At 59.8% G+C, this 18,312-nt stretch carries 9 protein-coding genes and 1 pseudogene; 4 read left to right on the top strand and 6 right to left on the bottom strand.

Translation table 11 applies throughout. The features are described from left to right. Window positions 1-38 precede the first annotated feature (38 nt). Window positions 39-512: pseudogene (locus tag VH571_RS15065) on the top strand (DUF2625 family protein); the annotation flags it as partial. 237 nt (window positions 513-749) lie between these two features. Here the strand turns inward: VH571_RS15065 and VH571_RS15060 are convergent. Beyond that, window positions 750-1,256, bottom strand: a complete 507-nt coding sequence (locus VH571_RS15060) for a hypothetical protein (RefSeq protein WP_423265229.1) — start codon at window positions 1,254-1,256, stop codon at window positions 750-752. A gap of 377 nt (window positions 1,257-1,633) precedes the next feature. Here VH571_RS15060 and VH571_RS15055 point away from each other — a divergent pair, with 377 nt between their 5' ends. Further along, complete coding sequence (locus VH571_RS15055) at window positions 1,634-2,407, top strand: hypothetical protein (RefSeq protein ID WP_423265228.1); 774 nt, start codon at window positions 1,634-1,636, stop codon at window positions 2,405-2,407. A gap of 46 nt (window positions 2,408-2,453) precedes the next feature. Here the strand turns inward: VH571_RS15055 and VH571_RS15050 are convergent, their stop codons facing one another. Beyond that, the gene (locus VH571_RS15050; protein WP_423265227.1) at window positions 2,454-3,059 is read right to left on the bottom strand and encodes a recombinase family protein; all 606 of its coding nucleotides are present in this window, start codon (window positions 3,057-3,059) and stop codon (window positions 2,454-2,456) included. A gap of 560 nt (window positions 3,060-3,619) precedes the next feature. Here VH571_RS15050 and VH571_RS15045 point away from each other — a divergent pair. Beyond that, on the top strand, window positions 3,620-4,747 hold the full coding sequence (locus tag VH571_RS15045; RefSeq protein ID WP_423265226.1) for a hypothetical protein: 1,128 nt from the start codon (window positions 3,620-3,622) through the stop codon (window positions 4,745-4,747). Window positions 4,748-5,271: 524 nt separating this feature from the next. Here the strand turns inward: VH571_RS15045 and VH571_RS15040 are convergent. From VH571_RS15040 to VH571_RS15030, 3 genes are all read right to left on the bottom strand, one after another. Next, a complete protein-coding gene (locus tag VH571_RS15040; protein ID WP_423265225.1) occupies window positions 5,272-6,441 on the bottom strand; it encodes a hypothetical protein in 1,170 nt (389 codons plus the stop codon). Window positions 6,442-7,070: 629 nt separating this feature from the next. Then, complete coding sequence (locus tag VH571_RS15035) at window positions 7,071-8,246, bottom strand: hypothetical protein (protein ID WP_423265224.1); 1,176 nt, start codon at window positions 8,244-8,246, stop codon at window positions 7,071-7,073. Window positions 8,247-8,428: 182 nt separating this feature from the next. Then, entirely contained in the window at window positions 8,429-9,616 is a 1,188-nt protein-coding gene (locus VH571_RS15030; protein ID WP_423265223.1) for a hypothetical protein, read from the bottom strand. A 2,154-nt stretch (window positions 9,617-11,770) separates the two neighbouring features. On the opposite strand from VH571_RS15030, the gene VH571_RS15025 reads away from it, so the two are divergent. Next, window positions 11,771-15,043 (top strand): hypothetical protein, encoded by a 3,273-nt coding sequence (locus VH571_RS15025; RefSeq protein ID WP_423265222.1) that lies wholly within the window; start codon window positions 11,771-11,773, stop codon window positions 15,041-15,043. Window positions 15,044-15,354: 311 nt separating this feature from the next. Here the strand turns inward: VH571_RS15025 and VH571_RS15020 are convergent, their stop codons facing one another. Beyond that, a complete protein-coding gene (locus VH571_RS15020; RefSeq protein WP_423265221.1) occupies window positions 15,355-18,294 on the bottom strand; it encodes a beta strand repeat-containing protein in 2,940 nt (979 codons plus the stop codon). Window positions 18,295-18,312 lie beyond the last annotated feature (18 nt).

Below are 18,312 nucleotides of genomic sequence, written 5' to 3'. Positions count from 1 at the left end.
GGCTGGGACTCGGCACGAGTTCCTAGCTTGGCGCGCTCGCTTGCAACACCTCCGGCGTCTTCGTGGACGACGGGTGGCTGCGCCTCCTCGGAGGTAGCTCCACCCCCGAAGGCCTGCCTGGTCTCGACCAGGCCAGTTCTGGCACCGACGGGTTGCTCGTCGTCGCGTGCGACGTGCTGGGCGGCGTCTTCGCCCTGGACGGGGGCGACCTCGGCACAGGCAACGGCTCCGTTCACCATTTCTCGGTCGACTCTCTGGGTTGGGAGGACCCCGAGCTGGGCTACGCGGCCTTCGTGGCCAGGATGCTCGCTGGTGCGGCCACAAGCTTCTACGAATCCCTCCGGTGGCCGGGGTGGCAGGACGATATCGCCACTCTGCAACCGAGGCGGGGCTTGTCGCTTCTGTCCGTTCGCCAGAGGGAAAGGACGTCGGCAGGGCCAGCAGCTTGCTGTGCCCATGGCGGAGTTACTCGCCATGCACAACGACGCCGCCATTCGGCTCGGAATCAATAACGGCCCGCCTGCTCCGTGGTCCTGAGTCGTTCATCCGTTCCGGAGGCCGCCAACACACTGGCGACATAAAAACCGGGGATGGTTCACTGTGCTTTCAGGCTTTAGTGAGGGCCTTCATGCTTGAGGCTGGCACAGGCTCGTTCAGGTTAAAAAAGCCATCCCATGGCATCGCGCGGCCCTCGCGGCGAAAGCCCGAACTTTCCACCAGGCGAGGACGCGCGCCGACGAGGGAATGGGCTACGCCTGCGGCGTCGCAGTTCCCATCGACCACCCGCTGATGTCTGAGAGACTTCCTCTCCACAAGGGAACATTGATGGTCTCGCCGCCGGCGATAAGTCGCGCATTTTTCATGTGTAGGAAGCGCCGGGCGCGTTCGGGGAGATCTTGGTCGCGGCGCTTCTGCGCACCCTCCGTTTTGATGGCCTGAATCTCGTTGTAGATCTTCTCGACATGGGGAGCTGTAGCGTCGCCGCCACCCTGCCTGACCTGGTCGACAAGTGCTGCGCTCCAGGCCGTGCGGCTGATAGCAGCCCCAGAGACGACCACACCATTCGAGGCAACCGTTAGCCCGATGGAACCATCGGGATACTCGTCGTCGAATCCAAAGTAGAAGTTGAGGAGAGCGTTGAATTCGTAGTCTTTGGGACGAATGTCTTTGAGGGTGTAGCCGTCAGGATCGGTGGCCTCACTCCACGGTGCAGGGTCGATGTTTTCGTCGTTCTGGGGTGTGGGGTTGTTAGTCATGTCTCTCCTCGTGCTCGGCTCTCCTCCACCGTACTGGGACCCGCTGACACCGTCGGTCGTGCGTCTAACGTGTCACTTCTGACGCAATACCATCTGCCATCCGGCAGGCGAGGGCGACGATGTAGATGTTGCAGCGGTAGGCTCGGCCGCTAGTTTCGCCAGGCATTGACCGGCATACTGATCGGAGTCAACCGAACCCTCAGCAGTCCCTTCATTTCCGAGTTTTACTCCGGGACGGGTGACCCCAATTAGAAGTGCTCACAGCCGTCACGAGAAACAAGTTCCAAAGTCCCCCTCGCACTGGGTGTTCCAGGCATTACTGTCCGATCATGAGCCAAGAGAGCCCGCCTTCTGCGACGGACCCCACCGCCGGATCCATGTCTACGACCGACGAGACGGCCACCACTGCCGCACCGAAGTTCGGCCGCGCATACGCGTGCTGGGCAGCCACCGGATTCCTCTACGGTGCGGTCGCCACCTCCACATCACTCGCCTTGACTCCAACATGGATCTACCCGCTCGAGGTGGCAGTCTTCATTCTCGCCACACTCATCGGCATCTGGGGTGCCAGGACTTTCGTCGCAGAGTGGTCTCGGGGCCTGACGCCGGACGGCGGAAAACGAGCCACGATCACCGTCGCCGTGGCCGCACTCGTGATCGGCCTTTTAGCGGGCGCCATCCTCGGCCCGTTCCAGCCAGGGAGAGGCGGCGCCGAGGCAATCGCCGTGACGGGATACTCCTGGATGCCGGAAGACGCTTACGCCACACCGCTCGTCTTCACTGGAGAGTACGAGCTCGACGCCTCCGTCGACAACCTCGACACTGACCACGTCGTCTGGACTTGGTCGTCCAATGCAGACCACTCTGGCCAGTTCTATGCCCAGCGTCAGTGCGACGTCAACCCTGATAACTCGCACAAAGTGTCGTGCCTGGGCTTTAACGGGAGCCCGCAGGACAAGACTCTACCCAGAGGCTACGTCTTGATTGTCGCCGTAATGACGGTTGCGCAGGGCGACAAGTTGCAACTCCAGAAGGACGCCCATAAAGACGCGCGGAACAAGATCACGCAGATTCCTCGCGTTGGCGACCTTTTCACCTTCGGGGTGACGCGCTACCCGTACCCAACGGCGACTTCCACCCCGACACCGTAAGAGCCGAATGCGCCGACTGTGACCAGCACGGATGGCCATCGGGTGTTCACGAGACGCTCGCCGCGGGTGCAGTCCGGGCAGCATGGGCGTTCTGGTGTCGATAGAGCGTCGGGCGACTCCACCCGACAAGGCTGGCGGCTTTCTCTGCTGTCTTTCCTTGTGCTCGAGCGGCGGCCACGATCGCGAGCTTCTCTGCGACTACAGCGGGATCAGTCTTCGGGCGTCCGAACTGCGTGCCGGCCTCTTGGGCGACGGCAACGCCTGCTCGGACGCGTTCGACGATGAGCTCGCGTTCGTATTCGGCGAGGGTGGCCAGCATGTTCAGCATCAGCCGTCCCGTCGGGGTGGCCGGGTCGATGCCGTCGGATACAGACCTGACTTGGATGCCGCGGTCGCGAAGTCCCGAGACGGTGTTGAGGACGTTGAGGAGGGACCGGCCAAGGCGGTCGATTCGCCAGACGACGAGGGTGTCTCCGTCGGTGGCGTGCTCGAGTAGCTTCCGCATCCCGGGCCGATCGGCGGCGTTCTTCCGGCCCGACGTGATGTCAGAGAAGATGTCCCTTTTTTCGACCCCTATAGAGAGGAGTGAATCGATCTGAAGTTGTGGGTCCTGGTTGGTGGTGCTGACGCGGGTGTAGCCGAGAAGCCTCATCCGGCCATCATGTCTCAGAAAACCCTAGAAAATGGGCGACACGACGAAAAGTTGTGAGACAACATTCCGAGACAACTATGAGTCCCGCGGATTCGGTTCAGATGCGGGGGAGTGGCGTCGACCGTCACTTGCCACCGAAGGGCGGCTGAGACGTCTCGAAAATCTTTAGTTTTTCGAGACGCATGGGACGCGCGAATGGAAGTTGTCTCCGGTGGGGCTGGGGGCGTCGTGCGTAGGACTTTTGGCAGTGAGACCAGCTGATGCCGTCTCCTGGATCAAGGCCCTGTGGCAGGGCAACGTGCTCTTCGGCGTACTCGATTGCGCCTATCGAAATGCGTGCATGGCCCCCAAAAGTAGGCCAAAATTCCTCGCTTTTCTGCTTTACTGCCTCGATGACACAAATAACCACAAATGTGGGTAATCGAGGAAAGAGGCGCCCAAGAATGATCAGTGCCAGCACTGCTCGTTGGGTCAGCGCTTGTGTTGCCGCTGTTCTGTGCGCCACCACAGTAACTAGCGGCGGAGTGGCTGCCAGGGCCGCCGGCACGTCAGTCGGAGCAATGGAAGTCCTTATAGAGCCAATCGAAGATGACTCGTCGTTCGCGTCGCAGCCCCCTACCTCAACAGGCATCCACGACTCTAAGGAAAGCGATGTTCTGTTCTGGCTCGGGAAGTACGCAGATGAAGCGTACGTCAGCTCTGATGCGCGGAACGAGGCGGAAGGGGACACCCCTCGAGTGCAGCAGCTTGACTTCGGCGGAATCACTATGGGTGCTGTTCGGGGTCCCGTGATGTGGGCAAGTGAGGAACCTGGCGGAGAAGAATCCCTCCCTGGCTACACGCAGGAAATGAGGCAGTGTATTCACCGGGAACACGACGAGAGCTACAACCCGAAAAAAGAAACTACGGAAATTATTCGCAGTGTTGTGGGTATCGAGACCAGCAAAGTCGACGTCAGTTCTGCTGAGAAGTCGGCCGCACCTGACGGTCAGACTGCGTTCCAGGAAGCCATCAGAGCTTCGACCCAAGCGAAGTTTGGCATCAAAGACGAGACCAGCAACCCCTTTGTCGCAGCTGTTCTGTCAGCGTGGGAATCGAGATTTACGGACCGGAAGATGGATATTCCCGTCACCAAAACCTTTAGCACACAGGTCCCGACCAGTGCGCCGATCTTCCGCGGGAAGTGCATGAAGATGGTGACCACCTTCTACCAGGTCACAGAGAAGGCAACTGCCCACGTCTGGCAGAAAATTGACGGGGACTTCAGCTTCCAACTCCTGCGAGATGCCGAGGACAAAACACCGGCAGGTTTCGGGCGGTTCAAGAGCTACAAGGTGACTATGAGTCCCGCGACAGCAATCTTTGGGCTTTCCACCGGGGAGCTACCCAACCAGTCGAAAAGTATCTACCAGCCGTATCTGGCCCCATCTGCTGACCGCCTCAAGGCGCGGACTGCAGACTTCCCCTCCGGCGAATTCCGCGTAGTCGAGGAACCCGGGCGTCCCGCGACAGTTGAGGTGCACAGAACCGTAGAAGTGCATGTTCCCCGTTTGTACTCGAAAACGTCCTACTACGTCCAAGACGACGGCCAGACTGTCGGTGACGAATTCACCTACCATTCTGTGGATATTGACCCTGAACCCCAGCATCCGTTCCGGTTCTACAACCCGTGGCCGGGCGCTAACTAGGGACAGCTATCTCGGCTAAGAGCCACAGCGTGGGGTCACGGTGGCAGGTGCAAGCCCATCGAGATTGTTCCCATCCTGCCCCGTCTGTGTGGGGGTCCGAACAATCCTTGGGCGACTAGCTTCCAGAGGAGGATGGTGCGACTCCCCGAGGGGAGAAGTTGCCCCCAAAGACGTAGCGGCGCACTCTGTCGGTGATGGTGGTGTCTTCGGTGGTCGTCGCTGCGGTTGGGGGCGCGGGAGAGGGGGTCCTCGCCAGTGGCGACTAGCACCGATCGGTGCTGACTTCCTTGGTCTCCCAGCTGAGCGAGACCCACAACATTGCTTCGCGGGGGTCGCTCTGGGCGAGGTTCCCGGAAGGAGAATCCCCTGGGGGTCCTAGCGGCTTGCGGCGCTACAGCCTGCCGGAACGTCGGCTGCTCCCGGCTGGTACTCGTACACCCTGGTCGACGAACACACGACCCGGGACGCCCCAAAACCTCAAAGGAGTTCCGCTGACTCGAGCTGCAGTCCTGAAGTCGCGCCGTCTAGGGCTCGATCAGCTTGTCAGGATCTCTTTGCCAGGGGTTGACCAATTCGAACGGAGGATCCGGCTTGATGGGTATAAGAGTTTGAATGTTGTGGTTCCGGTAGGGGTGAACATAGGTCGTGATTTCCGCGGAGAGCATGGGTATTTTTACGCTCACCGTTCTATGCACTTCGACTATTGCGGGCTGTCCTGGCTCCGTGGTCACTCGAAACGATTGGCCGGGAAAGTTGAGGGTCTGAGACAGTAAGTGATCGCGAGAGGCGAGCTGGTACGGCTGAAAATAGTTCTTAGATTGGTCGGGAAAGAGACCGCCGGAAATGCCGGAGATCGCCGTTGATGGAGTCATTGTGACCGTGTAACCCTGAAACCCCTCCACATTGGGCGGGGTTGTGTCTCGCGCGTCCCGTGCCAGCTGGAAGTTGAATGTGCCGTCCATTCGCTGCCACACATCAGCAGTGACCGTTTTCAATGTCTGGTAGACGTTGAGGTTGCTTATGACGCAGTCCCCGGGGTTCAGGTGTATGCCGCTAGGGAACCGCAAGTCGAAATTCTTGTAGACCGGCCAAATCACTGGTGTGTTGCCAAGTTTCGCTGCTAGTGCGGAGTTCACAACATCCACGAACTCCGATTTGTCGGTGTCGTTTTTGATGCCGAACTTTGTCTCGATACCGGACGAAAGGGCGTTCTGGAATGCCGTTTGCGTATCCGGTGCGATTGCTTTGTCGAAGTGGGACGCGTCGATCTTGCTGGTTTCTTGGGCTATCAAGTTGCGGATAACGAGAAAAGATTCCGTCGTTCGGGGGGGAGAGTCCAGAGGGACCGTTTCTATTCCAGCTCCGATCCCGCCGTCTGTGGGGAGGCACCACTCCATATCTTTAGTGTCGCCAGGAAGCAGGTCTTTCTCGCCGACCTTTTCGGATGTCCATGTCACGGGAGATGTGACAGCTCCCATAGTGATTCCGCTGAGGTCGAGTTGCTTGACACGGCTCGTAAGTGAGCTCGCGGCGTGCTGTGCATCTGGCACATCAGAGCCGGCGTAGGCCTCGTCCACATACTTGCTAAGCCAGAACGCGGCGTCGCTTTCCCTGAGCGCATCAGTATCACTGGAGACGGGAGTGCTAGGTGCCATCGGCTCGCCATCAGCGATTGGTTTGACGAGAACGTTCATCGTGCCGTTTGAGGCATCGTCAGCACTAGCGGCCATCCCACCGTTTGTCATGAAGACCGCGCAAACGACGGTGGCAATACCAGCCCGCGCCCCCCACTTAGTTCTGGCACTGAACATCTCTGCGTTGACTCCTTGACTTTTCTATCCACTTCCCGGTCGACCGGCGGGTTCGCCGAACTAAGTGGAAGAATAGAGCAAAAGGCCCCCATTTGAGGGGTATCGAGGTTGATCTAAGTATTTCGGAGCTGTGCACGATGGTTGTGGCTGGCGCGGGGCGAAGCTGTGAAACGCGATGCGATCCTCTGGCTCCTAGCTGACGCGCCCGGAGGTATGACCCCCCCGGGGTGTCCGAGGAAGGTATGCCTGTTAGATGGTCGTTCACCGGGACGCGTTCCCGGGCCCGATTTGGTTGTCTGATGCCAAGTGGCGCCTGGGGATGCGGTCGGAGGCGGCCCGGGCCGCAATAGACGTCACGAGCCATCGGTTGGTTGCAACGGAGCAGTCAGTGTTCTGGGCGATGTAGCAAGCAGTCTCAGCCAGTCTTGGGTGTCAGAAGCGCACCGGTGGCTGGAGCCTGGATTCGTGAGGCAGGACGAGGGACGAGATGAGGAAACCCCTCGTCCCCTCGTTCAGTCCTGTGGACCGGCGTCCGCACTTTTGTCTGGATCGATGTCCGCGATTATGTAGGGCTCCTTTGCCCATGGGTTGGACATCTTGAACGGATACTGCGGTTCGGGTTTGAGGTTGACTGGATCCCAGTTGTAGTCGTAGTTGCGAACGTAGAAGGAGGTCTTTGGAACGATGATGGGCGTTCGCACCTCTACGGTTCTGTGCACCTCAACTGTCGCGGGACGCCCGGGTTCCTCGACTACGCGGAATTCGCCGGAGGGGAAGTCTGCAGTCCGCGCCTTGAGGCGGTCAGCAGATGGGGCCAGATACGGCTGGTAGATACTTTTCGACTGGTTGGGTAGCTCCCCGGTGGAAAGCCCAAAGATTGCTGTCGCGGGACTCATAGTCACCTTGTAGCTCTTGAACCGCCCGAAACCTGCCGGTGTTTTGTCCTCGGCATCTCGCAGGAGTTGGAAGCTGAAGTCCCCGTCAATTTTCTGCCACACATTGGCAGTGGCTGTGCGCGTGAATTGGTAGAACTCGGTCACCATCTTTACGCACTTGTTGACAAGAGCTGGCTCATCCGCTGGAACTTCCTGGGCGAAGGTCTTCGAGAACGGCCTAATGATGGCTAGATCTCCAAGGGCGTCTGCCCAAGCGGAAGCCACGGCCTCATCGAATTCTGAGGCACTGGTCTCATCTACGGTGCCGAACTTCGAATCGGTTGCGGCCGAAATGGCCTTCTCAAACGCAGTTTGGGTTTCAGGAGCTACAGGTTCCTCCATCCTCGATGCGTCGACCTTGCTCGTGTCGGTTCCCACTAAGTTGCGAGTGATAACAGTGAGTGCTTTTTTGGGGCGCCAGCCAGTGGATTCGCGGTCGTTCGCCCGTGGTATGCACTGTTTGAGCTCCTGTCCGTAGCCAGAAAGCTTTTCTGGCTGGCTGAGATTCTCGGATGTCCATGTCACAGGTTCCGTGATGGCACCCAGGGTGACTCCATCGAAATCAAACTCATTTACTCGTGGGGGGTTCTCCTTGCCACCGTGTTGGGCGTCAGAAGAATCGAGGCCCGAATACGCTTCTTGCGCGTACCGCCCGAGCCAGTACAAAGCATCATTTTCTTTAAAGACGTCGAGGCTTTCACCGGCTGCTGGGGGCTGCACCGCTCCTGGCTGGTTGTCCTCAACTGGCTCCACGCGCACATCCATAGGTTCGCCGGGTGCATCGGCCGCATAGGCGGCTGGTCCGCTCATGCTGATGGCGGTCGCACAAACAACGGCAGCAGCACACACGCTTACCCACCGACCGGTCGTGATTTTGATCATCTTCGAAGTCATCTCTCTCGCTAGCTCTAGGTCCGAGTAGTGCTTCCTGGCAGTTACGGCGTCGGAAACAATCCGTTTTGGGAGCCTTGCCATGGGTTATTGAATTTGAACGGAGGCTCAAGGTCAGGGGGAGGGATGATCGGTACAGCGGACCACTGGCCCCGGCCTTCGGGCTCATAGAGCGTCGTCTTCGGGTAAACGTGGGGAACTGTTACCTCAACCGTTCGATGGACCTCAACTGTCGCGGGTTGGCCGGGGTGCTCGAGGACCCGGAACTCTTTGTAGGGGAAGTCGAGGGTCTGCGACGCTAAGTGGTCTCGGGAGCCGAGCTGGTAGGGCCGGTACGTATTCCCTGATTGGTCGGGAAAATGATTGTCGGAGAGTCCGGAGAGTGCCGTCGCGGCACTCATCGTCACCTTGTATTTGTGGAAATTCCCCGCGTTGTCCGGTATTTCGTCTCGAGCATCTCGGGGTATGTCAAAGGTGAAGTTACCGTCGATTCTTTGCCACACGTGGAGAGTGACTGTCTTCGGTGCGTCAAAAAATTCGGTAACCAATTTGGTGCATTCCACCGGCCTCCTGAGCTGGTCACCGTACGGAATTTGCGAGCCGAAGGCCTTGGAGACGGACCTAATAATGGTGACCTTTCCAGTGGCTGTTGCCCACGCAGCCGCTACGTGATCGAGAAACTGCGATTCGCCGGTTTCGTCCTTGATGCCCAGATCTGACTCCATCGCAGTCGCAATGGCGTCTTGGAATTTCGTGTGACTACCCGGCGCAAACGACTTCTCAAGGGAACCGACATCAACCGCACTCGTTTCGCGCCCTACTACCTCGCGAGTGATGACGGAAGAATCGGGTGACGGGTGGTCCGTGTAGAGCTTCCATGAGGGGCACGTAATGCGCTGGCGCGTGTAGCCCGAGAGCGGTTGCTCTTTCCCAACCTTCTCGGATGTCCACTTCGCGGCAGGCCAAAGACTGACCGGTCCCATGGTGATGCCATCAAAGTTGAACTGCTCTGCACGAAGGGTGCCCCACTTCGCCGGGTGCTCCGCGTCTCCAAGGTCGGAGCCCAAGTAGGCCTCCTCCGCGTACTTTTTAAGCCAGAACAGAGGGTTGTCTTCTTTGAATTGGTCTGCGTCACCGGCGGCAGACTGCGGTTCCAAAGACTGACTGTCGTCTACAGGTTGGACAAGTACGTCCATCGATCCATCCGAAGCATCGGCAGCGTGGGCGGCCACGCCGCCACTAGTGACTGTGATGGCGCACACAGCGGCGGCAGCGCAAGCGCTCACCCATCGCGTGAGCCGGGTCCCCGTCACCTCACGGCCAACTCTATGGACGTTTTGTGCACAAATGCAGTAATTCGCGTCATGGAGTGAGTAAAGCAGAAAATCGTTCTCATGTCCCCCCTTTGGGGGTCCGGTAGATGAACGCAGTGGAGGCGCGGCACATATGGTGGGTTGAAATCGCCGCTCCGGGCAGGCTGGCGTCGGATGGAACGTCGACCTTGAAGACCGGTGAATCACCTGCCCGTGGGTAGCGGACATCACTACCTGCGTACCTGTTCAGGTGCACCGAGGATTAAAGCGGGTCGCGGTCTCTTGTTGTTCGCCGGGCAGGCAGGAACCGGCGCCGGCGGCAAACGGATTGCGTCGGCCCTTTGCTAAAAAAAGCGCGGACGTCGTCTGCGTTCATGACCATTCCCAGAATGGGGGAGTGCGGCGAGGACGGGAATGCCTCAGTGTGATGGCATGGGGAGGTCAGGTCCCCGACGATCAGGGGTGATTGTTATGCCGATCTTGAGGCCGTGTGTACGCGGACGTAGGCGTGCCTGGTGGCCAGTGTGGGTGGCTGCCGGCACAAGTGCGTGGTTGGTTCTGTCGCTTACAGGGGTTGGGTCTCTTGTTGTCCCGATAGGCGTATTTCCTGCCCGGGGGGCCGTGACGTTGGTGGAACAAAGCGGGGGAGTGGTCTGCACCAGCGCCTCGGGCAGTGTGGCGACTCTTGATGCAAGTACGTGTGGAGGCATCAACAAGCTGGGCGGGGATCTGGAGATGCCGCCCGGCAAGACGGTGACCACTCCTGTAGTGATTTCCAACTTAGGGACCACCGATGCGCACGTGTTGGAGCTCGTTCCAGTCAGCGGCTGCTCACAGACACTTTCGGGCGGCCTCGTAGTCGCAGCTCCAGCCCAGGATTTGTGCTCACGTATTTGGCTCACGGTCACATCGAGTGGTCGAACGGTTTTCTCGGGGACGGCGGCCGCATTGGGGCGGGCAACGGAATCTCAATTATCGATGCCGGCAGCCCCAAGAGCTGGAGAATCGGTCCGGTTCCTGTTTCGAGCCACGCTCGAAGCAAGCGTGGGAAACGCATACATGGGACTTGGTGCGGGTCTTCCCATGCGTTGGACAATGGCCCGATGAGCGTAGGAGACATGGCCAAGATCTGGTGCCCAGGATGCTGCCCCGATAGGAAGTCGATAGCCCTAGATCCGCAGCGGTAGCGCCCTTGGACTTGGGTTTGTGAGTCGTCGCAGTTCGCTCGATGGACTAGCTGGATGTTATGACTTCGAGCCATCTGTGTGCTTGCGCGACCGATCGGAACGAGTAGTGCAGAGAGTTGCCGCGGGGCGGGGGAAGCAGCGCACCTGTTCGGGCCGTCACCGGAAGCAGTGAAGGAAGGCCAGATCCGCCTCGAGTCAGATGCTCACGGAGCCTTGACCATGCAATCGTGAGTCCTTTCACACTGATCTCGGCCCGAGACGCGAGGTCGGTGTTCGTCATCCACACCCGGCACCGACGCTCCACCGTCGCCTGGGCAAGCACCGTCATGGCCCTGCCGATGTTTCTCCCCGACACGGTCGTAATAGCCGCGAACTCAGCCAGCATCTGTTCCGACCATTCCTCGTCTGGGCCCACATAGTCCACGTCCGGAGCGGAATCATCATCACCCAAGTCAGAGACGCCCGAGGGCGGGGATGTGGACGCGGTTGCATCGAGGTCGACGAGCAGACCCATCACCTTAGGGACATGCCGATTGGGCACAGGAACATACGTGAACCCAGTGACTCGCATGCCCGGACGTATCGGGTTCTGCATAACTATGACCTCCAAAAAAAGAACTGCGAACTACCCCTCCATCAGAGTCGAGATGAAACGGGAATCGGCATGGATTTGCCGACAACTGCGGCATCCGAATCCCCTGCCGGATTGGCCTCGAGCAAGAAGCCGTTTCGGCCCACCAACAGACTTTAACCCGGTGGTGAATATAGGAGAAACAGCGTAAAACGTACCATTCTGCTACTTTTGGCTCTGCGTGTCTCCGCCCCTCCTTGTCCTAGCTCCTTTGTCCACGGCGGGTCCTGACTACGCGTATCGAAGGAGATATTTGTGGCGAAGGCGCAATGGTGCGTTCTGGCACTCGCGATCGTGATGGCTGGAGGAACCCTCAGCGGCACCGCGGGCGCTGATGCGTCCTACGCAGCCCCGAGCCCGAAGAGCACAAACCTGTCGGGGAACTGCGAGGCAGGATCCTCGAGTACGTTTCAGGACTCGACCGGATCCGCGGAGATCACCTTCACGGCCGCAGGAGACTCCTGCGTCCGTAACTACGTCCTCACCGACAGCACCGGTGCTCACCGGTCCTTTACGGAGGACCCGGATTTGCCCCGTCTGCGCGGAGGATCTGCGCTCCTTGACGGCATGTACGCGATGGCCCTCGACGACGCCCAACTCGACCGGGCCACGACCGTGAAAGATCCCGCCTACAACAAGGGTGCACCAATCCCTTGTCCCGGTGGCTGCTACATCACGGGAGCGAAATGGCCGTACGTCTGGACACGAGACGCCTCCTATTCCGCCGACCTTGGCCTGACGGCCATCGACCCGGAACGCATGAAGAACACACTCCTGTTCAAGCTCAGCGACAGACGAGACGGCTCCGGCGACACCCAGATCATTCAAGACACCGGCACTGGTGGGAGCTATCCGGCATCGACGGATCGAGTCGTGTGGGCCCTCGGCGCAGCAGAGATTCTCCCCTGGCTCCCCCGCAACGAGCAGAAGGACTTCGCGCGCACCGCACTCGAAGCCATCCACAACACGATCAACCACGACAGAGCCGTTGTCTTTGATCCGACACAAGGCCTCTACATGGGGGAGCAGTCGTTTCTGGACTGGAGGGAGCAAAGCTACCCCGACTGGACGAAAAACGACCCGGCCGCCATCGGCTCCTCAAAAGCACTGTCGACAAACGTCGATCACTTCACCGCTATCAGCGTCGCTGCCGAGCTCGCTGCCGCCAGCGGCGACACGACCGCAGCGAGACGCTACGACGCCTGGGCCGCCAGCCTCAAAGAAAGCATCAGAACAAAATTCTGGCTTGCGGACGCTCACCAGTTCAGCCAGATGCAGACCACGGCCCTCGATGACTCCGCTGCCGACCGGTACGACGCTCTCGGAACCTCTCTTGCGGTACTCAGTGGGGTGGCCACGGCGGAACAAGCAGAACTGGCTGTTTCCCAGTACCCGCTGACTCCTTTCGGACCACCAGTTTTCTGGCCCCAACAACAAGGCGTTCGGGCGTATCACAACAACAGCATGTGGCCATTCGTCAGTGCGTACCTCGCTCGAGCAGCTTCCATCACGGGCAACGACGCCGTGTCGGCGGCAAGTACCAACTCCATGATTCGCCTCGCAGCCCTGTCGGGGTCGAACATGGAAAACTCCGATGTTCTCGACGGGTCCTTAGCGACAGCGACGAACTCGAAGCGGCAACTTTGGAGCGCCAGCGGCATGCTCTCGGTGTTCCAGCAAAGCATTTTCGGCATGTCTGCGACCACGGAGGGGCTCACCTTCCAGCCGGCCCTACCTTCTCAAATACGACACCAGTACTTTCCCGACAGTTCCACCCTGAGCTTAGAAAACGTCACCTTTCACGGGAAAATGCTGACCACCCGGTTGCGCTTGCCCGCCGACTCGGCCAGCCGGGGAATGTTTCGCGTGGGTGCGATGACGCTTGACGGAGTTCGCCTGAAACCCGGCGCAGCAATTAACGACGCGATGCTGAAGTCAGGTGGCTCCACACTCACCATTGAGCTCGCGAACCCCCGTGCCGCAGCTGCCGCTCACACAACCGTCGACCTGAGTGACACGGAGCAGATTTACGGGCCGCACACCCCGGCCATCACATCGATCACGCAAGAAGCCAGCCCCACCAACCTGCGTCTTGGTGTGACTTTCCCGGACGAGGATCTCCGGAAGGTCACGATGGATGTCCTCCGCGACGGGCACGTCATCGCCCGCGACGTTAAGCCAACCACTGCCTGGACTGACAAAGCAGCGAAGGATGCGGACACTGATTCGTACTGCTACACCGTGCGGCTCCACTACCGATCCAGCGGAAACGCGTCACAGAACGCCAAACCCGTGTGCTGGTGGGGCAAGGACAACGACAGGGTCACAACCATCACTGCTGACGCTTTCACGTCCGTCGGCGGGAACCTTGCCGGGCTCGCCGACCGGCGACACTACGCCAACTGGGGCTCAGCCCCCACGGACACCCTTCGGGCCACCTTCACACCGGAAGTCACGGGTGAGTACCTCGTCCAAACCGATGCCGCTGTCGGAAAGCCGGTCACCACCGGCATCACCGGAGCAACAAAAATGCTGCGCGTCACCGACGACCACACTGGAAAGACCATCGCCGCACATGTGGTCTCGATGCCCCATACCGGTTCCTGGGCCACAGCTCGAGGGTCCTCCTACGTTGGAGCACGCCTGAACGCAGGTACGACGTACCGCTTGTCACTCACCCAGGACCGGCTGGCCGTGAACATGTCGTACTTCTCCAGCAACGCTGCGTACAACGAGGCAGCGTCAGGCCCATCCAACAGCGCGGATATCTACGCCATCAAGTTGCTCCTTGTCGACTCGCGTAAAGCAGTGTCGCCCATTCCCGCGGTAACGGCCCGCTTCGCCACTCAAACCATTGGCGGCCGCCAATCAATCACGGGGGCAGGGTTTCCTGCGGGACACGACGTGACGTTCACCTTGGATGCGCGAGGACGCGTTCTCGGTTCGGCAACGGCCACAAGCGGTGGCGCCGTTCGTTTCACGTTCCAGACCCACAGCGGCGATGAAGGTCGCCACTTCGTTGCTGCCCACACCGCTTACTCGACCGCAAGGACCACCGTCTTTACCATTACTGGCGATGGCGATGGCGATGGCGATGGCGATGGCGATGGCGCAGGCACGGGCGCTGTCCCTGTTCAGGGCAACGCTGGATTGAATGACTCGCCGGCAATTAGCCAGGACGCCTCCACTGGCGTTACGCGAGACGAACCAGGGATCAGGTCCAGGGCCGCCTCGGCCGCCAACCCGACCGGCACACCGAATACACCCGACTTAGCAACGGGCCCCGCAGGAGCCAGCACGGGCCGACAGGCTGCTTCCCCAGAAGGAGCCAGCACCGGGCGGCCGGCCCCTTCCGCAGGAGCCGCGCCACCAACACCGGCTGCGGGAAGCCCTGACTTGCCGGCTCAACAGCACGCTCCAACGTTTTTTTCCTCAAGAGGCATTCGCGTTGCCATCTTCATCGTCGGTTCGTTCACGCTTTTATTTCTTGCCCAGCTTTGGGGTCGTCGACGACGTCGCGAACACTAGGACCGCTGCACGCACTATCGATGACTGAGGGCTGCTTCAGGTCCACGTTCTGTGACCAAACAGCTCACAAAACATTGCACGGAGGTAGGGGGACGAGAGCCCTAAACAGAGGTCTATGCCGCAATAAATGCGGTGACGCGCGGTTTTACTGAGCTATTCACAGCCTCAAGGATGAGGCCTGCCCGTTCTGGGTGTGATCGATGGGCGTCACGCGAGGTAAGGACCTGCAGCTGTCGAGGGCGGTATCGGTGGGGATGGTGTGAACAGACAAACGCCCCACAGGGTTTCCTGTGGGGCGCTTGCTCGTGGGGTTACTTCTTGACGACGGTGATCGCGGCTTTGGCCGCGGTCTTGCCGTGCTTGGAACCCGTGACGACGAAGCTGTATTTCGCTGCCTTCAGCTTGGCGTTCAGGACGACCGTCTTCTTCGCGACACCGGCCGTATTGGCCTTCACCGTTCCGTAGTTGGTACTACCAAGCTTCAGCGTGGCAGTCTCACCGTTCTCGAGACCCGCGACGGTGACGACGACTTTGGAGCCGGCTTTCTTCTTGCCTGCCGGGACCGACGCGGTCAGTTTCGCCGCAGCGACCTTGACCGTGAACGCCTTCGCGATACTGCCGAACTTGTTGGTCACGGTGACCGTGTAGGTCGACTTGCCCGAGTTAGTAGGGGTGCCAGTGATGGCGCCGCTGGCCTTGTTTAGGACGAGGCCTTTCGGGAGTGCACCCTTGGTGACGGCGTAGCTGAGCGTGCCCTCACCCGACGCGACGATTGTCTGCGTGTAGGCCCCACGGACGGTGCCAGCAGCAAGAGTTCCCGTGCTGATGGTCGGAGGCGTGTGCACGGTGGTCGTGTACGTCTTCGATGCGGATCCGAACGCATTCACAACGGTGACCGTGAATGTGGATGTACCGCCCTGAGTGGGGGTGCCGGTGATGGCGCCAGTGGCCCTATCCAGGGTGAGTCCCGAAGGCAAGGCACCTACGGACATGGTGTACGACAGGGTGCCTTCACCGGTGGCCGCGATCGATTGTGAGTACTTCTTACCTACTGTGCCCTCATTCACCGAGGCCGTGATTACCTTGGGCGGTGTGTGCACTGAGGTGCTGAAAACCTTTGTGTCAGTGCCGTATTGGTTTGAAACCTGAACTGCGAACAGGGCGGTTTCGAAGGTGGTCGGAATGCCGGAAATGACGCCGGTCGATGCATCGAGGGAGATGCCGGCCGGGAGAGCACCCGAAACAACCTTGTAGTTCAAGGTTCCGCTACCGGTGGCGGCCAGCTGCTGCAGATAGGCAGATCCGATGACTCCGTCATTGACCCCAGAGGTCGACAGGATTGGCTTGGTGCGGATGACCAAGGTGTACTGGACAGAGTCGGAGCCTTGCTCGTTGCTGGCAGTTACAGTGAAAATGCTGGATGCGTCAGCAGTCGGAGTACCTGTGATGACGCCAGTCCGAGCATTTAAGGTGAGCCCTTCAGGAAGCGAACCGTCAGACACTGCGTAGGAGATGCTTCCGGCGCCGGTGGTGTCGATGACCTGAACGTAGGGGGAGCCGATGGTTGCATCGTCGAGGGTTGTGGTCGAGATCTCAGGGGCGTCGAGTACGTCGATCGTATAAGTCTTGGTCTGCGTCCCGGCGACGTTGCTGACAGAGACGCCGAAGGTGTAGCTACCCGCATTAGTAACTTGGCCAGACACGACACCTGATGCTGCGTCGAGAGTCAAACCCGCGGGAAGAGTCCCCGCGGACACCGCATAAGTAAATGGTCCCGTACCGACGACCGAGATCGTCGAGTTGTAGGTTTTGAATGCGCCTGCGTCTCCCAGCGCCGTCGTGGTGATTGTCGGTGCTGTTGCTGTCACCACGGTGTAGGACCTGCTGTCCGATCCGACTGCGTTCGTGGCAGTCACTGTGAAAGTGGACGACCCTTCTGACGCTGAAGCACCCGAAATTTTGCCTGTGCTCGAGTCAAGGGACAGCCCCGCCGGGAGCTGTCCAGACGAAATCGCAAAGGTGAGGGGACTTGTTCCCGAGGTCGAGATCTTCTCGGAGTAATCCTTTCCGGTCACTGCTAGAGGAAGCGCCAGGGTGACGATGGAGGGGAGCGCTGAGGTGGTCACGGTAAACGACCTGGAATCAGATCCAGTGGCGTTCAAGGCTCTAATTGTGAAGATGGTGGTGCTTTCTTGGGTGGGCGTGCCGGAGATTCTTCCGGTCCGGCCGTCCAACGAAAGGCCAGCCGGTAACGCGCCGGACGAAACGGTGTAGGTGATCGTCCCTGTACCTGTTGCCATGACCTGGTCGCTATACGCTTTTCCTACCAGCGGTGCCGCAAGGCCTGTCGTCGTAATTGATGGTGCAGCGGTCGTGACAAGGGTGAATGCCTTGGTATTCGATCCCGAGGCGCTGCTAGCTGTAATGGAGAACGAACTGCTTCCTTCGGTTGTGGGGGTGCCGCTTAGGGCGCCGCTGCTGCTGAGAGACAAGCCTGCGGGGAGGGACCCGGCCGAAACGGCGTAGGTGATGGCGGCTGTGCCTGACGAAGAAATTTGGTCGTTATAGGCCTTGCCGACGACTGGGTCAATGAGTTTCGAGGTAGTTATCGAAGGTGCCGTTGTGGTGGCGAGAACGAAGGACTTCGAGTCGGTGCCAATGTCATTCAGGGCCGCAATGGTGAACGAAGAGCTTCCCTCTGTTGTCGGGGTGCCGCTGATTTTCCCTGTTCGGCTGTCGAGGGAAAGGCCTGCGGGCAGCCCTCCGGACGAGACCGAATAGGTGATTGTCCCAGTGCCTGTGGCGCTGATCTGATCTGTATACGCATTGCCAACCACCGCAGGCAGGAAGTTCCCCGTAACGATCTTGGGAGCGGCATTCGCGGCGAGTGTGTAGGTTTTGCTGTCGGATCCGGAGGCGTTGGTGGCGGTGATGGTGAAGGTGGCGGTGTTTGCGGTGGTGGGGGTGCCGGAGATCGTGCCGGTGGTGCTGTCGAGGGACAGGCCGGTGGGGAGGGATCCGGACGAGACGGCGTAGGTGAGTGTTCCGGCGGCGGCCGTGCCTCCGACAACCTGGCCGTTGTAGGCCTGGCCGACGACGGGGGCGGGGAGCGAGGTGGTGCTGATGGCCGGGTTGGCGTTGTAGCGGAAGCTGGCCGCGGTGGTGGTGCTGACCGGCTTGTAGGAGGCTCCGCCGGTGGTCGCGACGACGTCGACAGTTCCACTGGAGTGGGCGGGTGAGACCGCGGACACGTGTGTCGCGTCGACACG

It is taken from the genome of Frondihabitans sp. 4ASC-45 (assembly GCF_049472575.1).
GTDB lineage: Bacteria > Actinomycetota > Actinomycetes > Actinomycetales > Microbacteriaceae > Frondihabitans.
Note: the sequence above shows the minus strand (reverse complement) of the source record. Positions and strands in the feature narration are given on the sequence as shown.

Bases quoted from the DNA above. Each gene is read 5' to 3' on its own strand.
- VH571_RS15060 (WP_423265229.1), bottom strand. From the start codon at position 1,256: ATGACTAACAACCCCACACCCCAGAACGACGAAAACATCGACCCTGCA.
- VH571_RS15055 (WP_423265228.1), top strand. From the start codon at position 1,634: ATGTCTACGACCGACGAGACGGCCACCACTGCCGCACCGAAGTTCGGC.
- VH571_RS15050 (WP_423265227.1), bottom strand. From the start codon at position 3,059: ATGAGGCTTCTCGGCTACACCCGCGTCAGCACCACCAACCAGGACCCA.
- VH571_RS15045 (WP_423265226.1), top strand. From the start codon at position 3,620: ATGGAAGTCCTTATAGAGCCAATCGAAGATGACTCGTCGTTCGCGTCG.
- VH571_RS15040 (WP_423265225.1), bottom strand. From the start codon at position 6,441: ATGAACGTTCTCGTCAAACCAATCGCTGATGGCGAGCCGATGGCACCT.